The sequence below is a fragment of the Clostridia bacterium genome, from assembly GCA_016887505.1.
Taxonomy (GTDB): domain Bacteria; phylum Bacillota; class TC1; order TC1; family UBA5767; genus UBA5767.
Genome location: CP069393.1, coordinates 524,596 through 547,708, shown reverse-complemented (window position 1 = coordinate 547,708; position 23,113 = coordinate 524,596). Strand labels below are relative to the sequence as shown.

The 23,113-nt window shown below is 39.5% G+C and carries 20 protein-coding genes; 4 read left to right on the top strand and 16 right to left on the bottom strand.

Annotation, left to right across the window (positions count from 1 at the left end; genetic code table 11):
• From miaB to JR334_02635, 4 genes are all read right to left on the bottom strand, one after another.
• Window positions 1–1,287 (bottom strand): tRNA (N6-isopentenyl adenosine(37)-C2)-methylthiotransferase MiaB, encoded by a 1,287-nt coding sequence (gene miaB / locus JR334_02650; GenBank protein QRN86840.1) that lies wholly within the window; start codon window positions 1,285–1,287, stop codon window positions 1–3.
• Between the two features lie 304 nt (window positions 1,288–1,591).
• Window positions 1,592–3,052: an IMP dehydrogenase gene (guaB, locus tag JR334_02645; GenBank protein QRN86148.1), complete on the bottom strand. Its 1,461-nt coding sequence runs from the start codon at window positions 3,050–3,052 to the stop codon at window positions 1,592–1,594.
• Window positions 3,053–3,117: 65 nt separating this feature from the next.
• A complete protein-coding gene (locus JR334_02640; protein ID QRN86147.1) occupies window positions 3,118–3,585 on the bottom strand; it encodes a dUTP diphosphatase in 468 nt (155 codons plus the stop codon).
• 1 nt (window position 3,586) lies between these two features.
• On the bottom strand, window positions 3,587–4,855 hold the full coding sequence (locus tag JR334_02635) for an insulinase family protein (protein QRN86146.1): 1,269 nt from the start codon (window positions 4,853–4,855) through the stop codon (window positions 3,587–3,589).
• Between the two features lie 135 nt (window positions 4,856–4,990).
• Here JR334_02635 and JR334_02630 point away from each other — a divergent pair, with 135 nt between their 5' ends.
• Complete coding sequence (locus JR334_02630; protein QRN86145.1) at window positions 4,991–5,188, top strand: tautomerase family protein; 198 nt, start codon at window positions 4,991–4,993, stop codon at window positions 5,186–5,188.
• A gap of 13 nt (window positions 5,189–5,201) precedes the next feature.
• On the opposite strand, the gene JR334_02625 is transcribed toward JR334_02630, so the two are convergent.
• The 6 genes from JR334_02625 to murJ all read right to left on the bottom strand — a co-directional run bounded on the left by JR334_02625 (window position 5,202) and on the right by murJ (window position 14,850).
• Entirely contained in the window at window positions 5,202–5,360 is a 159-nt protein-coding gene (locus tag JR334_02625; GenBank protein QRN86144.1) for a hypothetical protein, read from the bottom strand.
• Window positions 5,341–5,967, bottom strand: coding sequence for a 50S ribosomal protein L25 (locus tag JR334_02620; GenBank protein QRN86143.1), 627 nt, complete (start codon window positions 5,965–5,967; stop codon window positions 5,341–5,343). The genes JR334_02625 and JR334_02620 overlap by 20 nt, the downstream gene beginning before the upstream one ends.
• Window positions 5,968–6,060: 93 nt before the next feature.
• Window positions 6,061–10,305 (bottom strand): 2-hydroxyacyl-CoA dehydratase, encoded by a 4,245-nt coding sequence (locus tag JR334_02615; protein ID QRN86142.1) that lies wholly within the window; start codon window positions 10,303–10,305, stop codon window positions 6,061–6,063.
• 23 nt (window positions 10,306–10,328) lie between these two features.
• A complete protein-coding gene (gene hemW, locus JR334_02610) occupies window positions 10,329–11,465 on the bottom strand; it encodes a radical SAM family heme chaperone HemW (protein QRN86141.1) in 1,137 nt (378 codons plus the stop codon).
• A 3-nt stretch (window positions 11,466–11,468) separates the two neighbouring features.
• Window positions 11,469–13,271 carry an elongation factor 4 gene (gene lepA / locus JR334_02605; protein ID QRN86140.1) on the bottom strand — a complete coding sequence of 601 codons (1,803 nt, stop codon included), beginning with the start codon at window positions 13,269–13,271 and terminating at the stop codon, window positions 11,469–11,471.
• A gap of 16 nt (window positions 13,272–13,287) precedes the next feature.
• Window positions 13,288–14,850: a murein biosynthesis integral membrane protein MurJ gene (gene murJ / locus JR334_02600; protein QRN86139.1), complete on the bottom strand. Its 1,563-nt coding sequence runs from the start codon at window positions 14,848–14,850 to the stop codon at window positions 13,288–13,290.
• 494 nt (window positions 14,851–15,344) lie between these two features.
• On the opposite strand from murJ, the gene rpsT reads away from it, so the two are divergent.
• Window positions 15,345–15,599: a 30S ribosomal protein S20 gene (rpsT, locus tag JR334_02595; GenBank protein QRN86138.1), complete on the top strand. Its 255-nt coding sequence runs from the start codon at window positions 15,345–15,347 to the stop codon at window positions 15,597–15,599.
• A gap of 23 nt (window positions 15,600–15,622) precedes the next feature.
• On the opposite strand, the gene JR334_02590 is transcribed toward rpsT, so the two are convergent.
• The gene (locus JR334_02590; protein QRN86137.1) at window positions 15,623–16,123 is read right to left on the bottom strand and encodes a DUF1836 domain-containing protein; all 501 of its coding nucleotides are present in this window, start codon (window positions 16,121–16,123) and stop codon (window positions 15,623–15,625) included.
• A 150-nt stretch (window positions 16,124–16,273) separates the two neighbouring features.
• Between JR334_02590 and JR334_02585 the strand changes: the two genes are divergently transcribed.
• A complete protein-coding gene (locus tag JR334_02585; GenBank protein ID QRN86136.1) occupies window positions 16,274–16,906 on the top strand; it encodes a hemolysin III family protein in 633 nt (210 codons plus the stop codon).
• A 147-nt stretch (window positions 16,907–17,053) separates the two neighbouring features.
• On the opposite strand, the gene JR334_02580 is transcribed toward JR334_02585, so the two are convergent.
• The 4 genes from JR334_02580 to JR334_02565 all read right to left on the bottom strand — a co-directional run bounded on the left by JR334_02580 (window position 17,054) and on the right by JR334_02565 (window position 20,349).
• Window positions 17,054–18,034 (bottom strand): WYL domain-containing protein, encoded by a 981-nt coding sequence (locus JR334_02580; GenBank protein ID QRN86135.1) that lies wholly within the window; start codon window positions 18,032–18,034, stop codon window positions 17,054–17,056.
• Window positions 18,035–18,200: 166 nt separating this feature from the next.
• A complete protein-coding gene (locus JR334_02575; protein ID QRN86134.1) occupies window positions 18,201–18,581 on the bottom strand; it encodes a DUF4430 domain-containing protein in 381 nt (126 codons plus the stop codon).
• Window positions 18,556–19,038 (bottom strand): hypothetical protein, encoded by a 483-nt coding sequence (locus JR334_02570; protein QRN86133.1) that lies wholly within the window; start codon window positions 19,036–19,038, stop codon window positions 18,556–18,558. The genes JR334_02575 and JR334_02570 overlap by 26 nt, the downstream gene beginning before the upstream one ends.
• Before the next feature lie 435 nt (window positions 19,039–19,473).
• The gene (locus JR334_02565) at window positions 19,474–20,349 is read right to left on the bottom strand and encodes a formate/nitrite transporter family protein (GenBank protein QRN86132.1); all 876 of its coding nucleotides are present in this window, start codon (window positions 20,347–20,349) and stop codon (window positions 19,474–19,476) included.
• 335 nt (window positions 20,350–20,684) lie between these two features.
• On the opposite strand from JR334_02565, the gene JR334_02560 reads away from it, so the two are divergent.
• Complete coding sequence (locus JR334_02560; GenBank protein QRN86131.1) at window positions 20,685–21,878, top strand: IS256 family transposase; 1,194 nt, start codon at window positions 20,685–20,687, stop codon at window positions 21,876–21,878.
• A 222-nt stretch (window positions 21,879–22,100) separates the two neighbouring features.
• Here JR334_02560 and holA read toward each other — a convergent pair whose 3' ends face one another.
• The gene (gene holA, locus JR334_02555; GenBank protein ID QRN86130.1) at window positions 22,101–23,084 is read right to left on the bottom strand and encodes a DNA polymerase III subunit delta; all 984 of its coding nucleotides are present in this window, start codon (window positions 23,082–23,084) and stop codon (window positions 22,101–22,103) included.
• Window positions 23,085–23,113: the final 29 nt, after the last annotated feature.

Here is a 23,113-nt window from a genome sequence, read left to right as displayed (position 1 = left end):
CTACTCTCCCTGTCTGATTTTTCCACGCAAGCTCCAGGTCTTAGCTCCAGTAATTTCTACCATTCGTAGTTGATGAATATCGGATGGCTCACCAGCAAAATTGACTACCTTGCCACCTCTTGTTCGACCAGTTAGAATTTTTTCGCTGGTCTTACTAGTTCCCTCAACTAACACTTCATATACCTTACCCAACATTGCAGTGTTTTTTTCAAGAGAAATTTGGTTTTGTAAGGCCAGCAAACGATTAAAACGCGCCATCTGTATATCATGCGGTACCTGATTTTCCATGCTAGCCGCCGGTGTACCTTCCCTTGGTGAATATAAGAAGGTATACGCTAGGTCATATCTAGCTTTTCTCACCACGTCCATAGTATCTTCAAAGTCTTTTTCAGTCTCTCCAGGAAATCCTACAATGATATCGGTGGTAATTACCGGTTCATCAAACCGCTTGTATATTTCTTCTACTGTAGCCAAGTAACTTTCCTTCGTATATCCGCGATGCATTTTTTTTATTATTTGGTTGCTGCCAGATTGAAGAGGAAGATGAAACTGTTCGCAAACATTTCGTGAATTTGCAATAGTCTCAATTAATTTTTTAGAAAAGTCCCTAGGATGAGAGGTCATATACCGCAGGCGATAATCTCCCAAGGTATCCAAGTGATTTAGCAAATCGCTAAAGTCTGGCTTGTCTTCTAGTGTTTTACCAAACGAGTTTACATTTTGCCCCAATAGCATAATATCCTTGTAGCCTTGATCTAAAAGGCCTTTCACTTCCTTACTGATATTCTCTATACTCCGGCTTCTCTCTCGGCCACGAACATAGGGAACAATACAGTATGTACAAAAATTATTACATCCATAGATAATATTTACATAAGCCTTAATTTTGTCTTCACGTGCTGCAGGCATGGTCTCCTTAATCCCATCGTATTCATCCCAAACTTCCATGATGGAGTATCTAGAGCGCTTTGCTTTTTCTACCAATTCTGGAAAGCGGTGAATATTATGAGTACCAAAAATAATATCCACTCCCTTAAAATGCTGTTTAATATATTTCGCGACAGATTTTTGTTGAGTCATACAACCGCCGACAGCCAATATAAAATTAGGATTATCCTCTTTTATTCTTTTGAGAACCCCTATTCTAGTGAGCACCTTGGCTTCTGCCTTTTCTCGCACACAACACGTATGCAATACCACCAAATCGGCTTTTTCTGACTCATGTGTCCGTTCGTATCCCATCGCTTCAATCATTCCAGCCAGTGTTTCCGCATCATGCTCACTCATCTGGCATCCCCAAACTTCTATGTTATATAGCACTGTATTTTCCCCTTAGCTTCCTTAGTCTCTTCCTACGATTATATAATAAGTAAGTCTAGTTCTAAAGTCTAAACCACAATGTTTCTTCACCCATTATTCAGTAGTTGACTTTTCTACTACCAAATCATGATTCTTGCTCCTATAAATAGTAATAGCAAGGCATGTACTATGGCCTTTGTTGCTACGACCACTTAACTAAAAAAGGCACAGTCGTATAACGACTGTGCCGAATATTTGAAAATAAGACGAATCCCATCTACAACGTAATATGCTACTGTTTTCTGTAGTTTGGAGATTCTTTGGTAACGTAAACATCGTGAGGATGGCTCTCAATAAGACCAGCACCAGTAATACGGATAAACCGGGAGTCTTTTTTAAGACTTTCAATAGTAGCACAGCCGCAATAGCCCATACCAGCTCTAAGTCCACCAACCATTTGGTATAGCGTTTCAGATACATATCCTTTATAAGCTACTCGTCCCTCAATGCCTTCCGGTACCAGTTTTTTAGAATCAGTTTGGAAATAACGATCCTTACTACCGCTTTTCATAGCTGCGATAGAGCCCATACCTCGGTATGATTTAAAGCTTCTTCCTTGATAAATTTCTATCTCGCCCGGGCTTTCTTCCGTTCCAGCCAGCATACTACCTAGCATTACCGTCGAAGCACCTGCAGCCAACGCTTTAACAATTTCTCCTGAATATTTAATGCCTCCATCGGCAATGACAGGCACACCATATTTTGCTGCCTCTGTAGCACAATCATACACGGCAGTAATCTGAGGAACACCAATACCTGCAATTACCCTAGTTGTACAGATGGAACCTGGACCAATACCTACTTTTACCGCGTCGACCCCTGCTTCAATCAAGGCTCTGGTTCCTTCCGCCGTAGCCACATTACCAGCGATCAGTTGAATCTCTGGATAAGCCTTTTTAAGTTTAGTCACCAATTCCAAGATACCACGGGAATGTCCATGAGCTGAATCAAGGACAATCACATCAGTTCCTGCATTGACTAATGCCTCCGTACGTTCCATCACATCGTTCGATACACCGACTGCAGCACCGACACGCAGCCTACCTCTTTCGTCTTTTGCAGAGTTAGGAAATTTAATGGCCTTTTCGATATCCTTAGTAGTAATAAGTCCCATTAAAACGTTATCATCATCAACCAAGGGCAGCTTTTCAATCTTGTACTTTTCCAAGATCCTCTTAGCCTGTTCAAGATTGGTACCAACAGGAGCTGTAACCAAGTTTTTTGAGGTCATGGCATCCTTCACCAAAGTCTCATAGTCATCCACAAAACGCATATCTCTATTGGTAAGAATACCAACCAACTTTTTGTTTTCATCTACGACTGGAACACCCGATATCCTATATTTCGCCATCTGATTTTCCGCTTGCTGTAAGGTATTATCTGGATTAACGAAAATTGGATGCGTAATTACACCATTTTCTGATCTCTTAACAATATCCACCATGGTCGCTTGCTCTTCAATTGGCATGTTCTTGTGAATGATACCAATACCACCTTCTCGTGCCATAGCAATGGCCATACGAGCCTCAGTCACTGTATCCATGCCAGCACTCATGATTGGCATATTCAGCTGTATTGTTTTTGTAAGTTTCGTTTTAACATCTACCTCGTTGGGTAGAACATCCGACTTGGCTGGAACAAGAAGGACGTCATCGAATGTCAATCCCTCTTTTGCAAATTTATCATCAAACATCTTCTTCCCCCCATTTTCTATATTGTTGTAATTATAGCAGGTATCGCAACAGATTCAAGGAGTATTTAACTCGTTGAACCGATTCCACCTTCACGTTCATATTGCAATGGCTCGTCATCCTCCGTTACGAGGTACTTAATAAACATGGACTGTGCGATTGCCTTGCCCTCGGGCAGAAAGAAAGATTCCTCCCCATTGTTAACCATCGATACCAGAATATGTCCCTCATTGCTAGGGTTGTCGACATAATCGGCATCAATCCATCCTTGGATATTTCTAAGCCTGATTCCATGTTTAAAACCGTGTCCGCTTCTAGAATTAACCAGTAAAACCTCATCATCTTCCATATATACCTTTATCCCAGTAGGAACAACCACCTTTTCACCTGGTTCAATATATACATCTATTGGAGAATACAAATCATAGCCTGCAGATTTACTTGTGGCACGTTTTGGAAGTTGAATTTTACCATAAGATGTACCCGGTACCTGCTTTTCCCAAGACTCCGGACTTATTTTGCTAAATCTTCTCATTTCATTTCCCCTTCTGCTCGGCAAACCAGCGTTCTATCATTTTTTTATTCTCATTAGAGCCAATAACAGCAAGTGCGTATTTAGCAGGGTCTAATAGCTTTGTCGCCATACTTTGAACATCATCGAAACTCACTTTTTCTAAATTGCTAATAATCTCATCTTCCTCAATGATACGTCCTTGCTCCACAAGATTACTTCCAATCCGTTTCATCTTTGAGGCAACGGATTCATTGCCCATGATGATATGGGCCCGTATTTGGCTCTTGGTACGGTCATACTCACTTCTTTCAATACCATTTTCCATCATATCCCGTAACATACCATACATCAGTTGAAGTACTTCCATAGCATTCTTATGCGAAGTGCCAGCATAGATACTCAACACACCTGCATCTTGAAAGGATTGATTATATGAATAAATTGAATAAACCATGCCTCTTTTTTCTCTAATTTCTTGAAATAATCTAGAAGAGCCACTTCCGCCCAATATACTATTTAGAATAATCAAAGGATAATATTCCGGATCTTCCTTTTTAGCACTTAAGACACCCATGCACATGTTGGTTTGTTCAATTTTTTTAGTCTGATAGATTAACCCATCGCGCACTTGGGAAAGTGGTTCAAAACTTCTTTTGTATTCACCACGTTTGTCTCCAAATAAGGCTTCAATTAATTGGATGATTTTTTTCTCATCTACATTTCCTGCTACCGATACTACGATATTATCGGAACAATAATAGCGGTCGTAATACCCTCTCACCTGTTCTTGGCTCAAGCGTTCAACGCTTTCAACTGTACCCAAAATACTTCGACCCAGTGGATGACGGGGGAATATTTCAGCCAAAAGCAAATCGTGCACTGAGTCGTCTGGCGTATCCTCATACATCGCAATTTCTTCTAAAACCACTTTCTTTTCTCTATCCAAATTTTCTTGTGTGATTGTAGAATGATAGGTCATATCACTAAGAATATCCAATAGCAAATCTAGATCTTCCAGTAAGACCTTTCCATAAAAGCAAGTATATTCTCTAGATGTAAATGCGTTGAGTGACCCTCCCTTCTCTTCAATTTCTTCCATAATTCCCATTGCAGAACGTCGCATCGTCCCCTTAAAAAGCATGTGCTCAATTAAATGAGCAATCCCATTTTCTTCTGGCCGTTCCCAACGAGAACCTGTTTTTACCCATATTCCAACAGAAACAGTCTTCGCTGTTTCCACTTTTTCCAGTCCGATGCGTAATCCGCAATCACTTTCATATAGTCTTATCATGTATTTCCTCACATTCTATTCATTGTTTTCATCTTAGCACGAAGCCTACATCTTTTCTAGCATAGTTGTACTTGCTACAGTATAGTTCATACGATACAATAATTGGTAGTCAACAAAAGAAGAAGGAGAAAGATTATGCCGATTATTGAAGTAAATATCAGAGAACAATCCTACGAGACTAGAAAAGCGATTGCGAAACGGATTACGGATGTTATTGTGGAGGAAACCAACCACCCGGCTCATGCCGTTACTGTACTTTTTAAAACAGCAAACCCTGACTATGTATCTAGCGGTGGTGAGATGTTGGATGAAATCCTTAAAAAGCAAGGCTAATGACTCAGAATAATTAGTTTAAAACGAAGCCTATATCCTTTCGGATATAGGCTTCGTTATTCATCTCTTCAAATTTCAACCGTATCTGTTTATCAGGGTTGTTCAATTCATTCACAATAAAGGAAAAGCGAACCAACGGTTCGCTTTCATTCTTATGCTTCTTCTGCAACACCAGTATCAAATACAGGCTGTACTGCTTCTTCCACATCAGTTTCTTCTTCAGCTGAAACCTTGTTGTAGTAAGCTTGTACTACAGTCTCTTCTCCATCAATTAAGGATTCGATGGTATCTGGTAATTTCAAATCGCTAACTAGAAGTGGTACGTGCACTTCTAAGGTAGCTGCATCGATATCAATACTTTGAATGATATCTTTGGGCAAGCAACTCACTTCAAGTTCGTTGATGTTCTGACCCAAAAGAATTCCATCTTTCGTCAAAGCTTCCACGTTGGTGATGTTGATAGGAATGCGGATTTTAACTTTCTCACCAGCAATCAGGTGATGGAAGTCCACATGTGTAATTTTCTGTGTCAAAGGATCTCTTTGCACATCTTGAATATAGGTAGGTACTGTTTCATCTCCCAATGACATAGTCACCATGGAATTAGGGCCATATGCCTCAATCACCTTATCGATATTCTTGCGTGGCATTTTTATGCTTCTTGTTACTTCTCCACGTCCGTAAAGAACGGCAGGCACTATGCCTTCCCTTCTAAGTTGTCTGGAACCAGTTGTTCCGGATTTTTCTCTTAATTCTACATCAATCTTTGGTACTGCCATATGTATTTCCTCCTTTGTGGTTAGCTCCTGCTAAGCCGCGGTATAAATTGAATGGCGGTCTGCACTCTATATTACTATTCTTTCATCTTAAATTCAACCGTTTTGCATGTTTTTCCGCGCAACGGACAACATCAGTTTCAAACGATTGAGTTGATTGACCTTGCTTGCACCAGGATCGAAGTCGATCGGTGCTATGTTTGACATTGGATATCTACGACGAAGTTCTTTGATCATACCTTTACCTGTGACATGATTCGGTAGGCAGGCAAAAGGTTGAATACATACTATATTGTTTACATCGTGATTCAGCAATTCTACCATCTCTGCTGTTAAAAACCATCCTTCACCAGTGCGATTTCCCAAGGATAATATTGGAGAAGCGCCTTTGGTTAATTCCTCTAAATTTGTAGGAGGATCAAATCTTTCACTAGCCGCTAGAGCCTTGCGCATGCTCCTACGATACAATTCCATCAAAGCCACACCCATCATCGCTAGATTACGATCTTTCTTCGTCCCAGCTAGTTCCTCATAATCATACACTTTGCCATGTAGGGAGTATAAAAAGAAATCTAATAAATCTGGCACGATGGCTTCGGCGCCTTCATCTTCAATACTTCGCACAATCTGGTTATTCGCGTAAGGGTGAAACTTAACCAATATTTCCCCGACTACACCGACTCTCGGTTTTTTCTCATCGGTAATTGGAATAGAATCAAAATATTTCACAATTTCCTTTATATCACGCGTGAACCTAGCAATATTCCCTTTTTTTAAAGTCTTTTCTGCTTTTTTACTAAACCGTATGACCGCTTTATCTGTTTCTCCCTTATTCTTTTCATATGGGCGGATACGATTCGATACACGCATCAACAAATCTCCGTAAACTACTGCAATAATCATGCGATGTACCATCGGCAAGGTTAGCTTAAAACCGGATGATTTTTCCAAACTTCCAGATGCATTTAATGATATAACCGGTATTTTTCCTAATCCTGCATCCTGTAATGCTTTTCGGATAAAAGCGATATAGTTGGTTGCCCTACATCCGCCTCCTGTCTGTGAAATGATAACGCTGGTCTTATCTAAATCGTAGTCTCCAGACAATAGTCCTTCCATAATTTGACCCGTCACCATAATAGATGGATAACATGCATCGTTATTTACATACTTAAGACCTAGTTCCACTGCTTCTGCATTAACAGGAGGAAGTCTTTTGGCTCGATAACCTGAATCCTGCAAAGCTGCTTCCAATAGGCCAAAGTGAATCGGGGACATTTCTGGAACCAAAATCGTATGTGTATCCTTCATTTCTTTGGTAAACGCTGCATACTCTACCTTCGGTTTAACCCGGTGAGGGACAAAATCAATCTTTTTCCTTTCCTTCATAGCTGCGATGAGTGAACGAATCCGGATCCTTGCTGCACCCAAGTTATTGATTTCATCAATCTTCACAACCGTATATATTTTCCCAAATTCTTCTAAAATTTCTTGTACTTGATCCGTAGTAACTGCATCCAGTCCACAACCAAATGAGTTTAACTGCACCAATTCTATACTTTTATGATCTAGTGTGAAACTAGCAGCGTTGTATAACCTAGTGTGGTACATCCATTGATCAACGATTCGCAAAGGCCGTTCCACCCTGCTTCTATGAGCAACGCTATCTTCACTTAGAACAGCAACACCCAATGTATTAATCATCTCAGGAATACCATGGTTTACTTCAGGGTCAATATGATAAGGACGTCCTGCCAACACAATCGCTGGCAATTGGTTTTTCTCAATCAACTCAACAGCCCGGTCTCCTTCAAGGCGTACATCTTGGTTATAGTTTTCTAATTCAGCATAGGCTAAATCCGTAGCTTTATCTATTTCTTCAGCACTTAAAGCAAATCGTTCACCCAAACTTTCCAACAATCGTTTCTTCATTCTTTCCGGATGAAAGATTGGCAGGAATGGATGAATAAAATCAACATTTTTTTCTCTCAAAAGGTCCATATTGTTGTCAATAAGTTCAGGGTATGAAGTAACAATTGGACAGCTGAAACGGTTATCTGCATGCATATCCTCTTTTAAGTCGAATGGTATGGATGGATAGAAAATGAAATCCACCTCTTTTTGTACCAAATCTGTAATATGTCCATTGGTCAATTTAGCCGGATAGCAAAGTGATTCTGATGGAATGGTTTCCATGCCCATTTCATAAACTTCTTTTGACGATCTTCTAGACCGAACCACCCGGAATCCCAGTTCTGTGAAAAATGTATGCCAAAAGGGATAATGTGAATACATGTTTAGTGCTCTTGGCAAACCGACAGTACCTTTTTTTGCCTCATCTGGAGACAAAGATCGATAGGCAAATAGCCTTTTATACTTGTATTCATATAGGTTGGGTAATGTATCTTTTCTCTTGTCTTGTCCCGCCCCGCGCTCACAACGGTTGCCCGTGATATATTCTGACCCATCGCTAAAACTATTCACTGTTAATAGACAGTTATTACCACATAATCCACAACGTCGCATACTCGATTCATATGTGAATTGTTCTAGGTCTTCTTTAGATAGCATTTGGGTCGTTTCACCCTCTATCCAACGTTCTTTAGCAATAAGGGCTGCACCAAAAGCGCCCATGATGCCAGATATATCGGGGCGTACTGCTTCACGGCCTGTAATCAATTCAAATGCTCTTAGAACTGAATCATTGTAGAAGGTTCCGCCTTGAACTACAATCTTATCTCCAAAATCTTCTGGGCTACGCACCTTGATTACCTTATATAGTGCATTCTTGATTACTGAATAGGAAATTCCAGCAGAAATATCCTGCATAGAAGCGCCTTCTTTTTGAACCTGCTTGATTTTGGAATTCATAAAAACGGTACAACGTGTACCCAAATCTACCGGCCTTTTACTGGTAATCCCTGCTTTACCAAATTCCTTAACATCCATATTTAATGACTTGGCAAAGGTTTCAATAAAGGAACCGCATCCTGAAGAACAAGCTTCATTCAATTTAATGGAATCAATCACACCATCGCGGATCATCATGCACTTCATATCTTGGCCGCCAATATCTAAAATAAAGTCCACACCTTTTAGAAAAAAGCTTGCAGCCTTTTGATGAGCAACTGTTTCAATCTCACCAATATCCATATGCAAAGCCGCCTTGATGAGTCCTTCACCATAACCAGTTACTGCCGTCTTCGCAATTTTGACATTTTCCGGTAGTTTTGAAAACATATCCTTTAAGATACGCACCGTATAAAGAAGTGGAGTACCCTCATTGTTTCCATAATTGGAATAAAGCAGCTGACCTAATTCATCCACCAAAGCAATCTTGCTAGTCGTGCTACCCGCATCGATTCCTAGAAAGCAATATCCTTCCGCTTCCTCTGGACGTACTTTGATAACCTTCGTTTTTTCATGTCTAGCTACAAATTCTTCATATTCTGCTTCGTCTTTGAACAAAGGTCTTAAGACTAGGTTTTCATTAGAATCTTGATTCATCAGTTCTTCAAGCTTAGGCAGTAGGTCTTTGAAGTTTACTTCAACTTCCTTTCTTGAAGTTAAGGCCGTACCAATGGCCACAAAATACTGTGAATCCTGTGGAAAGACCACTTGTTCTTCTGTCAACTTTAAGGTTTCAATAAAACGTGCCCTTAGTTCACTTAAAAAGTACAATGGTCCACCTAGAAATGCTACATTGCCTTTGATTGGCCTTCCGCACGCTAGCCCAGAGATGGTCTGGTTGACCACAGCTTGAAAAATAGAACGAGCTATATCTTCCTTTGCTGCCCCTTCATTTAAGAGGGGTTGAATATCGGTCTTCGCAAATACACCACATCTCGATGCAATGGGATAAATTTGTTTGGCATCAGCAGACAATTCATTTAATCCATTCACATCTGTCTTTAAAAGGATTGCCATTTGGTCAATAAATGCTCCTGTACCTCCGGCACAGGTTCCATTCATCCTTTGTTCCATGTTGGTTCCAAAATATGTGATCTTGGCATCCTCACCACCCAATTCAATGGCTACATCAGTTCTAGGTATCAGTTCTTCAACTGCTTTTGAGCAAGCAATGACTTCTTGAACAAATGGAATATTCAATCTCTCTGCAATGGACAGTCCTCCCGAACCAGTCATCATCAAGGTCAACTTATTTCCTTCTAGAAGTTCTGTGTTATCTTTATATGTATCGTGCAGTAGCGTAACTACGGTCTCACGAACATTGGCAAAATGCCTTCTATATTCTTTGTATAGTGTTCTACCTGTTTCATCTAGTAAAACAATCTTGACGGTAGTAGAACCTACGTCGATTCCTCCGTGAATCTTTTTCATGTATATTCCTCCATCCTCTTTCATCAAACGAACAACGAAAGAACATGATTGCTATAATCCAGTCCTTTATTTGTTAAACGAAAATGCCCTTCTTCATATAGTCCTAAGCCCATTTCTAAAATTTGAGATGCTTGCTCACTATAATAAAATTGGAAAGCAGCACCATGTCTATTTTTGAATTCCAAAAGATCTAGTCCTGCAGTTAGGCGCAATGCTAAAAATACTGTTTCCTCGCGCTCCATTTTCTCACTAATTTTTTCATTTGTCACGTTGAAATGATATTGTCTGAAATCTGCTTGTAAATAGTCTGCCAATGAAGTTCCATTGGTGGACCGAATACCATCATATCTTGAAGTAGCTGCTACACCAATTCCTAAATATGGCTGATTCTTCCAATAGACCGTATTGTGTCTAGAATGATAACCTCTTCGAGCATAATTGCTTATTTCATAGCGCTCTAGGTGGCTTTCCTCAATTAATTGACGTTTAATATTATCGATACTTTCCATTTCCGGTTCTTTTGGTAGCAAAAGTCTTCCTTCCTCATTCATACTATAGAAGGGTGTATTCTTTTCAACTTTCAAATCATATATGGACATATGGTTTATGGGTAAGACCAGCAACTGACGCAACGACGATTCAAAGCTTTTTGCCGTCTGTTTAGGTGTATTACACATCAAATCTGCCGAAACAGAAAAATCCAATTCAAGCAATGCGTGTAAAGTCTTGATTGCCTCATTTGCGCTGTGAATACGTCCCATCTCCTGAAGCTCTATATCGTTTAGAGATTGGACCCCCAATGAAATACGGTTTACGCCCAGTGATTTCAGATTATTCATGCGTTCTAGACTTAACGTTCCAGGATTGGCCTCAATGGTTATTTCCGCATTTTCGCACAAGGTAAGACGTTCCTGCAGTTCTTGAACCAACCATTCCAAACCGCCTTTGTATAGGGCAGTCGGGGTTCCTCCTCCGATATAGAGCGTTTGGAGAGGTTCTTCAAGAAACTTGTGCCGTTCATCAAGTTCTCTAAGGAGTGCACTTAAATAAGCTTCTTGATTTTGCAATTCGCATCCTGCGAATGAAACAAAATCACAGTAGAGACATTTTTTTTGGCAAAACGGAATATGTACATATAACGATCTTGCTTGCTCTTTCAAAATCTAATCCTCGTCTCCAATGGATAAAACGGACATGAATGCTTCTTGGGGCACATCTATTCGTCCTACTTGCTTCATCCTTTTTTTACCCTTTTTCTGTTTTTCCAACAATTTCCGTTTTCTAGAAATATCGCCACCATAGCATTTTGCCAAAACATCTTTGCGCATTGCTTTAACACTCTCACGAGCAATAATCTTATTGCCAATGGCAGCTTGTATGGCTACTTCAAACATCTGCCTAGGTATGATTTTTCTAAGTTTTCGAACCAATACGCGGCCTCGTTGGTAGGCATGTTCTTTATGTACAATGCAAGACAAAGCATCCACTACTTCACCTGCCAACAACACATCCAACTTAATCAATTTCGATTCTTGATAGCCAGCCAGTTCATAGTCCAAAGAAGCATATCCTTTGGTTCTGGACTTTAATTGATCAAAAAAGTCATATACAATTTCTGCGAGTGGTATGGAATAATGTATGTTTACCCTTTCAGTGGTGATGTAGTCCATGTTGAGAAAATTGCCGCGTTTATCCTGGCATAATTCCATCACTGCTCCTACATACTCACTCGGTACCATGATACTAGCCTTAATCATTGGTTCTTCAATTTTTTCGAGCTTTGTAACATCCGGCATCAGAGAAGGGTTATCAATTTCAGTCACGGTGCCATCGGTAAGTGTAATCAAATATCCTACACTAGGGGCTGTAACAATTAGGTTGATTCCATATTCTCGTTCAAGTCTTTCTTGGATAATCTCCATATGAAGAAGTCCTAAAAATCCACAACGAAAACCAAATCCCAAAGCTTGTGAAGTCTCGGCTTCAAAAACCAAAGAAGCATCATTTAATTGAAGCTTTTCAAGAGACTCTTTCAAATTCTCGTACTGGTTGTTTTCCACTGGATACAATCCACAGAACACCATAGAAGTTGCTTCACGGTACCCTGACAAAGCTTCCTGAGCTGGATTATCTAACAAGGTAACGGTGTCGCCTACCTTGGTATGTTTTACATCCTTAATAGAAGCACAGATATATCCTACTTCCCCTGCAGAAAGCTTACCTATCGGCTTCATGGCTGGGGCAAAAATGCCCACCTCAGTCACATCAAAAACACCCTTGTTTTTCATCATGGTGATCCGATCACCTTTTTTGACGGAACCTTCAAATACTCTTATGAATGGTATTGCACCACGATAGGCATCAAAATATGAGTCAAATATCAAGCCCTTCAATGGAGCATTCGCATCTCCTTTAGGTGCTGGTACGAAATCACAGATGGCATCGAGTATTTCCTTGGTACCTTGGCCTGTTTTGGCTGAAGCCATGATTGCATTGCTGCAATCCAATCCGATTACTTCTTCTATCTCTTTTTTGACCCTCTCCGGCTCAGCAGAAGGCAAGTCAATCTTGTTGATGACCGGAATGATCTCTAGGTCATGTTCAAGCGCCAGATAGACATTCGCTAAGGTTTGAGCCTCGATACCTTGAGCAGCATCTACCACCAGCAAGGCACCTTCACACGCCGCTAAACTACGGCTGACCTCATACGTAAAGTCCACATGTCCCGGGGTGTCAATCAGATTCAGTTCAAACGTTTCCCCAGAATCTCGGTTGTAAAGCATTTTTACAGCCTGCAATTTTATAGTGATTCCCCGTTCCCGTTCCAAATCCATGGAATCCAACAACTGAGATGTCATATCTCTTGATTCAACGGTTCCTGCATATTCTAAAAGTCGGTCAGCAATCGTAGATTTACCGTGGTCAATATGGGCTATAATGCAGAAATTTCTAATGTTTTTTTGCATGGTAATCCTCTCTTAACTATTTATTCCTTTTAAATCGATTGGTCACTATTTGTCTTACTTGGATTTCTTCTTCCATCTTGAGCAATCGTGCTAGCAGCATAAATACCATAAAACCTGCTGTTACTCCAACAACGGCAACGAGTGCCTGAGATGATTTATTACTTATATCTAACCATGTTTCCAAGATGCTATTGCTAGTCCAAATTACAAGGGCCATCCCAGCACTTGCGATAGCTGTGTTCTTTAGAGTTTTTAGCATCACTCGACCACCTAGCGGCCCCGATTTGCGTCGCAAGAAAAGCAACATTACGCACATATGCAAAGTCCCAGTCATCGAATAAGCAAGCGCTAGACCTCCGTGTCCCATGGGTCCAATTAATAATAAACTAAACCCTAGATTTACCAGCATAGAGAAGGAAGAAATAATCACAGGCGTTTTGGTGTCTTCTAAAGCATAGAAGGCTCTAGACAATACGTGAATAGCACTATAAGCCAAAATCCCTGCTGAATAAAAAACCAACGCGATCGTCGTGGCCTTTGTTGCAGCGGCATCAAAAGCACCTTGTTGATACATCATGCGAATTAGTGGCTTACCCATAATAGCCAAACCTACAGCAGAAGGCAAGGCGAGAAATATCACGTTGTTCAGCGTTTTAGTTAGGCTACTGTGGTATCTTTTCATATTCCCGATAGCTACATATTCCGTTAAATTGGGAAATAAGGCAACGGCCATGGATATTCCTACCACAGCAATTGGCAATTTCATAAGACGCTCAGCCAATTTTAAGGCTGCAATCATACCACCATCTAAACCACTTGCTAGATTCTGCGTCACGAAAAGATTTAAATAGATCACTGATTGTCCTAACAAAATGGGAACAATCAAGGCTAAAATTTTCTTGACCCCGGGATGGCTCAAGTTCAAGCTTCGTATATAACGTACACCTTTCTTTTTAAGAACAGGTATTTGAACCAATAAATTGACTAAAGAGCCAGCAACTACGCCTATACTAAAACCTATTATACCCAGCTTACGCACCAGTAAGGCACCAACCAAAATAATTGCCACATTGTATAACAAGCTACCGAGTGCCGGCATCTTGAAATGCTTGAATGAATGCAGTATTCCTTGTGCCATGCCAGCCATGGACATAAATATTACTTGCAAAAACATAATTCTGGTCATTCGTATTGTTAGTTCCATATACTCTGGTTCAAATCCTGGAACTATTAATGCAACCAATTGAGGTGCTAACAAATATCCAATACCAACACCAATCATTAGTAGCAAAAGAATAAAGTTAAATAAAATGCTGGCAACTTCCCAGGCTTCCTCCTCTTCTTTTCTTGCGATATAGCCTGAAAACACAGGAATAAAGGCAGAAGAAAGAGCCCCACCAACCAGAAGCATATATAAAAAATCCGGAATGGAAAAGGCCGCATTATAAGCATCTGTTATACGGTTTTGGCCAAAATATGAGTAGATAATAATGTCCCGTAAATACCCTAGAATCCTTGACAAAACCATGATAATCATTAGGAATCCAGCGGTTTTAGCAACTTGTTTTTCTTTCGTCAAATGATCCCCCCCACTTTCTCCTAATCATTATATCCATACGGTATCTCTTCTACAAGAAATACCTTTTATCCACGTTCTATCATTAAGTATAAACGCGGTTAATCAAAATTATATCAAAAAATTCTCCACAATAGATAGTTAATTCGCACTACATAAGAAAAGAAGCCACTCATCTATTCCTTCTATTCCCAAGCACCATTGCGACTTGGTTATTGGGGGAATGTGGTGCTTCTTTATCTAATTAAAACCCTGATGTCCAATATCTAAATTATAACAACTCCACCACATATCTTAGGAGCCAATGATAGAAGCTCTCAATAGATTGCGTCTTATGAAATTCTCATTATTCGTTCCGCACGGGGGATAAATTTTGCTTGATGCTACCATTTATCTAGATTGAAGTAAAAAGATTCATTTGTTCTTCTTGCATTATACTACACATAGTGATAAAATACCTTTTGTTGAACAATAAATGTAAATAGGAGGTGAGAGGCGTGCCGAACATTAAATCAGCGAAGAAGAGAGCTTCTCTTGCAAACGAAAAACAACTGAAAAATGCATCTGCGAAAGCTAATATGCGTAACCGTATTCAGGCATATCGCGATGCAGTAGCTAATGATGCAGACAACAAACAGGAGCTATTGGTGAGCGCTATCAGCTCTATCGATAAAGCAGCCAAAAACAAATTGATTCATAAAAGAACTGCTGACCGCAAAAAATCAAGACTAGAAAAAGCATTAAATGCTTAGAACAAAAATAGCACCTATTGGTGCTATTTTTTTTGTCTTTTATTCAAAGCTTGAATCGTCATCCTTTTATACAAATCTGCTCTCACTGCCCAATTTAGAATCTGGTCCAATGATGCCTCATCAGAATTGTCCCATTCCTGCTGCCAAGTATCAGAAACTTCCTTTTGCACTTTGCAAAACAAAGCATAAACCTGTTCAAAATCCTCTTGCCCAGTTTCCTGCTTCAGTAATTCCATGAAATCCTTAATCTGATACAGCGACATAACATTTTTCAAGCTATAGAGAAGTATCATCTGCATCATCTGATTCTTACCATACCGTTTTTTATGTGGTTTTTCGACTACCCCTGATTTCACATAATTGTTAATCATAGTCTTAGTAAGTACAGAATCCTTATCCTCACCAGCTAGATGTCCCAACTTGTCATTCAATAATCCTGTTACCTGATCCATATATAAATCAATATCTGGCAATTCGTTTATTTCTACGGTGAGCATTCTTTCTTTCTTTTCTTGTTTCTCCATACTACCTCTCTTTCAAACATCATTATACTATAAATTTTCAATAACATGGAATTTTATTCTATCTATTGACTTATTGGTTTCTTTATACCATTATATTCATATGATTACATCTAGTTTTAATTACTAGTTATACGAAGGGAGTATAATAAATTGAGAGAACCAATCAACAGCCTAACCCATCTAGCCGGAGTATTTTTATCTCTTCTAGGTGCAATTCTGCTTTTAATAAAGGCATCTAAAAGTACTATTCCTTTTTCCGTAACTTCTGCCATAGTATATAGCTTAGGTTTGTTGCTCCTTTATGGTGCGTCTAGTTTATATCATGCCTATACAGGTAAAAAGGAAAACCTAGAGAAGCTTCGCATCTTAGACCATAGTATGATTTATGTACTTATAGCAGCTAGCTATACTCCTCTTTGTTTAGTCGGTATAAGAAGTACGATGGGTTACATTCTACTTGCCTTCATTTGGGTTAGTGCATTGGCAGGTATCATCCTTAAATTGACCTATTTCTCAGTTCCACGTTGGTTATACACTGGAATCTATTTAGTCCTTGGTTGGTCAGCCGTCATTCTCGTCCGTCCTCTATACCAGAAACTTCAACTTGCAGCCGTAGTATTCTTATTAGCAGGTGGAATCTCCTATTCTATTGGAGCCATAATCTATGCCCGCAAAAATAAGCGAATCCAAATCGCTGGGTTTGGTTTTCATGAGATATTTCATTTATTCATACTTCTGGGAAGTATTTTACACTATATAACCATCTATGTTTATACCTATTAAGGGGCATTACTCCCCACTTAAAGAAGTGGTGGCTTCTTGAGTAATATCGGTAATGTAAAAATTGATTTACTCCCCTTTTGCTTCTCATTTATAAGTTGAGAAAGCTAAGTTAAGGGAGACTTCTCAATCAATACGTCAAAAGAGCCATCATTTTGATGGCTCTTTGTATAAATTCCCTATTTTCTTACTTTCTTTAGCTATGGCTTTTCGGAGTCCTTCCGGTTCTAAAACCTGCACTGTTGAACCCATACTGAGTATCCATGCTACTATTTCCTGTTGACCTCTCATGGTTGCCTTAAACAAGATTGCTCCTTCATCCGCTACTTCCTCAATAATCTGAGTATCAGAATAAATCGTCTCCCTTACTATTTGTGCCATAGGACCCCAAATTTTAAGTATCAACTTTATTTCTTCCCCTTTGAATATCCCTATACAATTCTTCATATAATCTGACACTGAGAAACCATCCTTTGGCGTAAAGGTTTCATCTAGTAATTCAATATGGTTAGCCCGTCTTAATTTAAAATCCCGAATATCCTTTCTCAATTCACAGTATGCAACTAGATAGATTTCACCTCGATAGGTATACGTACTGTAAACATGAAGGATCCTACGATTTGTGGTTCCACTTAGAGACTTATAGTTAAGTGCGATCTTCCGCTTTTCACGTTTCGCCTTAATAACACAAACCAACTTTTCTCTTTCCTTATCCGGATTGATATTTGGCCTAGCTCCACTTACAATATGACTGCTTTGAACTATGGGTTCACTTTCTGCATGTCGTCTTTTTTCCTCAACAAGTTGAAGTTTTCGCAATAAGGAACTTATGTTTTTAGACTCCACATGGTGGCTACTTCTAAGTTCTCCTTCCACCAATTCCAGAGCTAACTTTTCTTCATCATTAAGATTCAAACCCAACAAGCTATTTTGAAAGTCTCTGGGCAAATAATAGCCTCCATACTTGCCACGCTTTTCCAATACATAAATACCAGCTCCATCTAGGGCATCTCTATAAATTCGAATCGATTTAGAGCTTACCTCAAGCATCTCCGCCAATTCTCTAATTTTGTAGGTCTTTCCATTACTCAAGATGAACAACATATTTAGTGCATTCGTCACCGTTCCCATTGATTTCTCCTCAACTTAAGATATATATAATAATACCACACAAGCGCACTAATTTAGAATAGCTAGGAACAAGTCCTGTATGGGCTAAGCTACCTTTGTAGTCTCATCAGATGTTCCGTATTGTAATAACAAAAAAACTATCTCCATCTGGAAATAGTTTTTCATTTTAAAATTCTTCCAACTCAAAAAGGTAGGTATCCCCGTCTTGAATTTTTTGGTTATCTACACCATAGAGTCCGTATTCTCCATTTACATAAATTGCCCAATACTCAGATGCGGGATCTGCTTCAAGTCCATTCATAGCTGTGATAAATTTGCCTAGTCCCGTAACTTCGTATTCAAACAGGTCTTGCTCAATTAGAACGTCCGATAATACTTCCGCTTGCGTCTTACATTCAACCAAGGCAAGCTCCTCACCCTGTAAATTTCTAATCTCAATACTAATACTTTTTTCTGCTTGGGCAGGGGCTTCTTTTGCACAAGCTACCATCGTTACAGAAAGTGCAACAACAAGCAATACTTTAGCTAATTTTCCTATATGCTTCATGTAGATTCGTCCTTCTCTCTAGAATTTTCACGAGTAAAGTACCAATGATTAGGCCAGACACCACACCACGTACTACGAAAAAACTACCTGCAATTAAATAGGCCCATAGTGATACTCTTAAAATCAACGATGCTACCACAGCATCTACTAAGCTGAACGTTAGAAAGGCTAAGCCAGCTGCTAATCCATACGATTTGGGTCTGTAGTGTAGGACCAAAATAACACTCAACGCTGCTACTTCCCAATTCAGAACCAACGTCCAATACATGCCCAAACCAAAGATAACATCGATTAGGCTATATATTAAAGTGGCTGACAAAAGTACCCTATACCCACAATATACAAAGCAAACTACCATAAATGCGGTTACAACTTGGAAGTTATAAACAGATATAAAATCACCCAAAGTAAACAAAGAAGCAAATAATGCTGCAAAAGCTACTTCTTTCGCTTCCATACTACACCTCCTAATACTTACCAATCCAGATTAGAAATTACCTGTGTCATTTTATTGTATACGCCATTATGCTCAGAACTCTTTGCCTATCTATCTCAAGAAGAAATGCATAAAACATCAACCGCAACAAAGCTTATTTAACCGATTAGCCAAAATAAAAAGGCCACCTAGGGTAGCCCGAAGTCTAACCCTAGAGATAAATATGAGCAACTTGCGTTTTCCGACTATAACGGTAGCTAGGACTGTAAGGGAATCACACCCTTTTTCCGGAAGTGCCTCTTCTATTATTTTTATTATACATCAGGTTTAATCCGTTGGGTAGCATAGTACTGAAAGAAAATCTTTATTCCTGGTTTATTATCTATACAAAATACCAGATAAATCTACCTCATCTTCATAACGGGACTAGTTCAAATCAAGATTTAGCCAGAAATATCAACTATTCACTTTGCTCTTTCCATTCGTTCTGGGGCACACTATATGCACATACCAGTATAAAGCTCCGACAAAGCACACACCGCCAACAATATTTCCCAATGTAGAAGCGATTAGATTAAACCTTACGAAGCCTAATGCATGCAGATTGGTCAGATCAACCTCCGGGTATAGCACGCTATACTTGGTAATTATTTGGGGTGAATTTTTTAGTACAATTCCGAACGGAATATAAAACATATTGGCTATACAGTGTTCAAATCCAGAAGCCACAAAAGCTGTGATGGGAAAAATCACAGCAACAACTTTATCAATCAAAGTTCGACCGCTGAAACTCAGCCAAACGGCTAGTACTACTAACATATTAGCCAAAATGCCTCTCACAAATATCGTAGAAAAGTCAAGGTTCACTTTTGAAGCTGCAATATTAATCGCATGGTAAGCAAATTGTTCCTTTCCTCCAATCCAAGGACGCGCATAAACGATTAGGGCTACCAAGATTAACGAACCAAGGAAATTTCCTAAATATACTATGCCCCAGTTACGCAAAAGCTCCTTTAGACTAATTTTTCTACTTAAAAAAGAAATGATTAACAGGGTATTTCCAGTAAAAAGTTCCGCACCTGCTATTAGCACTAAAATCAGTCCTAGTGAAAAAACAAGACCACCAAGTAGTTTTGTCAAGCTATCATTGAGACCAGTATCAAAAGTCGCAATAATGTTAAACTCGGATGCCAAACCAATGAATATTCCCGCCATAATCCCCAAGACCAACAGAACTATGCCTTTTTCCTTACCCTTACTTACGCCCACAGAAGCTGCCATTTGGGTTATTTCACAAGGTGACAATAAGTCAAATCCACGTTTAATCGCCATATTTTACATTTCCTCCCAATAATTTATTAACATACAAGTATATTGAAATCAAAAATAATAATATTAGGTATAGGTCATTCTTCTATCACAGACCCATTTGTTTTGGCTTTGCCTGATTGTGAAATTTTTCATATATTATTCTATCATCTTGTGAAATAAATAGCAATCTTCATAGATGCTGATACTCACTTATTATCGCCCCTTTTTTTACTTTCTCTATACCTGTATAGCGATCGTATACAATTAAATGCGCAAAAGTGATTAATAAAAAGGAAAGCCATCAGTAAACTCCGAATTAGGTAAGTGACGAAACTATCCGAAAAGGAGATCGACTGATGACTCATCTTAATTCTAATCTACCCTTCGAAAAAATGCTACTCAAATTCATGACTACTGAAGATCCTATGCTCGCGATGCTTACTTGGCTTTGCGATCAACTCATGCAAGTTGAGTTTGCAGAAGAAATCGGTGCTGGCAAATCTGAGCGCACCGAGACTCGTAAAAAGTATCGCGCAGGATACCGCCCAAGACGTTTTGACACCAGAATGGGCAGCATGTACTTGATGGTACCCAAACCACGTAAGGGAGGCTATATCCCCTTCTTCGTGACTGAACGGAAACGATCCGAAGTGGCTCTGATCAATGTTATACAAGAGGCATTCATCAACGGAGTTTCCACTAGAAAAATCGAGAAGCTTGCCAAGAGCCTGGGTATTGAATCTATTTCAAGGAGCCAGGTCAGTAACATCACCAAGGAATTACAGTCTCAGGTAGATGCATTTCTGAACCGAGAACTGGATAAGGAATATCCCGTACTTTGGGTTGATGCCCTTTACGAAAAAATTCGCGTTGATGGGCATGTTGCCAATATGGCAGTCCATGTTGTTTGTGGTCTTAGAACCGATGGTACCAGGGATATTCTGGCTGTTGAACCCATGTATGAAGAGTCCAAGGCCAGCTACAATCACATGTTTGACTCTCTGAAGGAACGTGGTCTGGAGAAGGTCTGGTTGGTTGTCAGTGATGCTCACAAAGGGCTTGTAGCTTCTGTAAAAGAATCGTTCATCGGTACCACCTGGCAGCGATGCAAGGTTCACTTTATGAGAAACATCTTGGCATATATACCAGCAAAGGAAAAGAAATCCTTTGCTGCGAAACTTAAAAACATATGGCTTCAGCCGGATGAACAAGCTGCACGGTCTTATGCGAACCTGGTTATGGACGAGTACGAATCCCGATTTCCTAAAGCGATTAAAACACTGGAAGAAGGGCTTGAAGACTCAATTAGATTCTACGAATTCCCTCGCATTGACTCTCGAAAGATTTCATCTACAAACATGATTGAGAGACTCAACCGAGAGATCCGACGTCGCTCCGGTGTTGTAGGTGTTTTTCCTACCACTGATTCCTATGTCCGTCTAGTTACCAGTTACCTTATTGAGTACAGTGAGGACTGGTCTACTGGCCGCTCTTATGTTAAACCAGAAACTCTTGAGCTGACTGCTTCCGAACGACAACAAGCAGCTTGACCGGCACAATGCCTAATTCAATACTGATGAAATTGCGCACTTAACTTGACACTAACTGTATAGCAATTATAGCTGTTTAATATTGTCAAGAAAAACAAAAAAAGCTGATATTACATCAGCTTTAGAAATACCATATAATACCCTATAACACTGGTCATATTTTCCTACGATTTGGGCTGCAAATCACGTCTTTTTCGCAATTGTTCTAACCCTCTAGCTGAATTAGGATTCGTTAGAGCAAAAATCTAAAATCAGTTGTTCTAGTAAAACCCTAGGCTCGCCTTTTCCACTTTTCATATCCCAATCTAGCTTTTGGGATTTAAAAAAGTACTCTTCTAAAATAGATTCTGAATAACGATCCACAAAGGGCTCCGCCTTTTTCCAAACGTATGGGTTCACTTTCATTTTTGACGCAATATCTTGACGTAGCACACCACTTCTTTTTAGTTGCTTTCCTTGTAAGAGAATGCGGAATTGCCTAGCAATCATGAAATTGATTTTTACTTCAGGTTCTTTCATTTTCAATAGATTATCCAACTTATTTAGACATGCTACTCCTTGTTTGGCGCATAAAGTATCTATAAAATCAAAGATGCCTGCTTCTGCACTTGCAGAAGATAGTTCTTCTACCATAGACAAGGGGATATCCTTTTGGGTTCCAGCATAAAGACAAATCTTTTCAATCTCATTATCAAGAAGTGCCTGAGAATCTCCTACTAAAGCCAAAAGAGCTTCTGCCGCTGTTGGATCTATGCGTTTTTTTCGAATAGCAAACCGTTTTTTTATCCAAGCAGGTAACTCCCATGGTTTCAAATTATCACAAAAAATCATGCTTCCCTTTTTTGTAAACCACTTGAAAGATTTCTTTCGTTTATCAGCTTTAAATTCCCAAACGATTACGACCGTTATACCGGGTACGGGATTCTCAACCCACTGCATTAATTCATCCAATTCTTCCGCTTTCTTCAGCCAAACTGGATTACGCTGTATTATTACCTTTCCGGTGCCAAAAAGAGAAAGCATATTAGCACTTTCAACCAAGACCTCTAACGGTTCATTCTCAGCCAACTTTTCTACTTCCCGGTCTAACCGGATACAGTCTAAAAGCTCGCGTTCATTTTCATTACGTAAAAATCCATTTTCACCTGCAATAACATATAACGGCTTAGAACCATTTTTACTCAACCAATCTTCAATTTTATCCATTTCATTACCTCATCTTCATTCTCTGAATA

Excerpts from the sequence above, each read along its gene's own strand:
- miaB (QRN86840.1), bottom strand. The coding sequence starts at position 1,287 with ATGAGTGAGCATGATGCGGAAACACTGGCTGGAATGATTGAAGCGATG.
- guaB (QRN86148.1), bottom strand. The coding sequence starts at position 3,052 with ATGTTTGATGATAAATTTGCAAAAGAGGGATTGACATTCGATGACGTC.
- JR334_02640 (QRN86147.1), bottom strand. The coding sequence starts at position 3,585 with ATGAGAAGATTTAGCAAAATAAGTCCGGAGTCTTGGGAAAAGCAGGTA.
- JR334_02635 (QRN86146.1), bottom strand. The coding sequence starts at position 4,855 with ATGATAAGACTATATGAAAGTGATTGCGGATTACGCATCGGACTGGAA.
- JR334_02630 (QRN86145.1), top strand. The coding sequence starts at position 4,991 with ATGCCGATTATTGAAGTAAATATCAGAGAACAATCCTACGAGACTAGA.
- JR334_02620 (QRN86143.1), bottom strand. The coding sequence starts at position 5,967 with ATGGCAGTACCAAAGATTGATGTAGAATTAAGAGAAAAATCCGGAACA.
- JR334_02615 (QRN86142.1), bottom strand. The coding sequence starts at position 10,305 with ATGAAAAAGATTCACGGAGGAATCGACGTAGGTTCTACTACCGTCAAG.
- lepA (QRN86140.1), bottom strand. The coding sequence starts at position 13,271 with ATGCAAAAAAACATTAGAAATTTCTGCATTATAGCCCATATTGACCAC.
- JR334_02590 (QRN86137.1), bottom strand. The coding sequence starts at position 16,123 with ATGGAGAAACAAGAAAAGAAAGAAAGAATGCTCACCGTAGAAATAAAC.
- JR334_02580 (QRN86135.1), bottom strand. The coding sequence starts at position 18,034 with ATGGGAACGGTGACGAATGCACTAAATATGTTGTTCATCTTGAGTAAT.
- JR334_02575 (QRN86134.1), bottom strand. The coding sequence starts at position 18,581 with ATGAAGCATATAGGAAAATTAGCTAAAGTATTGCTTGTTGTTGCACTT.
- JR334_02570 (QRN86133.1), bottom strand. The coding sequence starts at position 19,038 with ATGGAAGCGAAAGAAGTAGCTTTTGCAGCATTATTTGCTTCTTTGTTT.
- JR334_02565 (QRN86132.1), bottom strand. The coding sequence starts at position 20,349 with ATGGCGATTAAACGTGGATTTGACTTATTGTCACCTTGTGAAATAACC.
- JR334_02560 (QRN86131.1), top strand. The coding sequence starts at position 20,685 with ATGACTCATCTTAATTCTAATCTACCCTTCGAAAAAATGCTACTCAAA.
- holA (QRN86130.1), bottom strand. The coding sequence starts at position 23,084 with ATGGATAAAATTGAAGATTGGTTGAGTAAAAATGGTTCTAAGCCGTTA.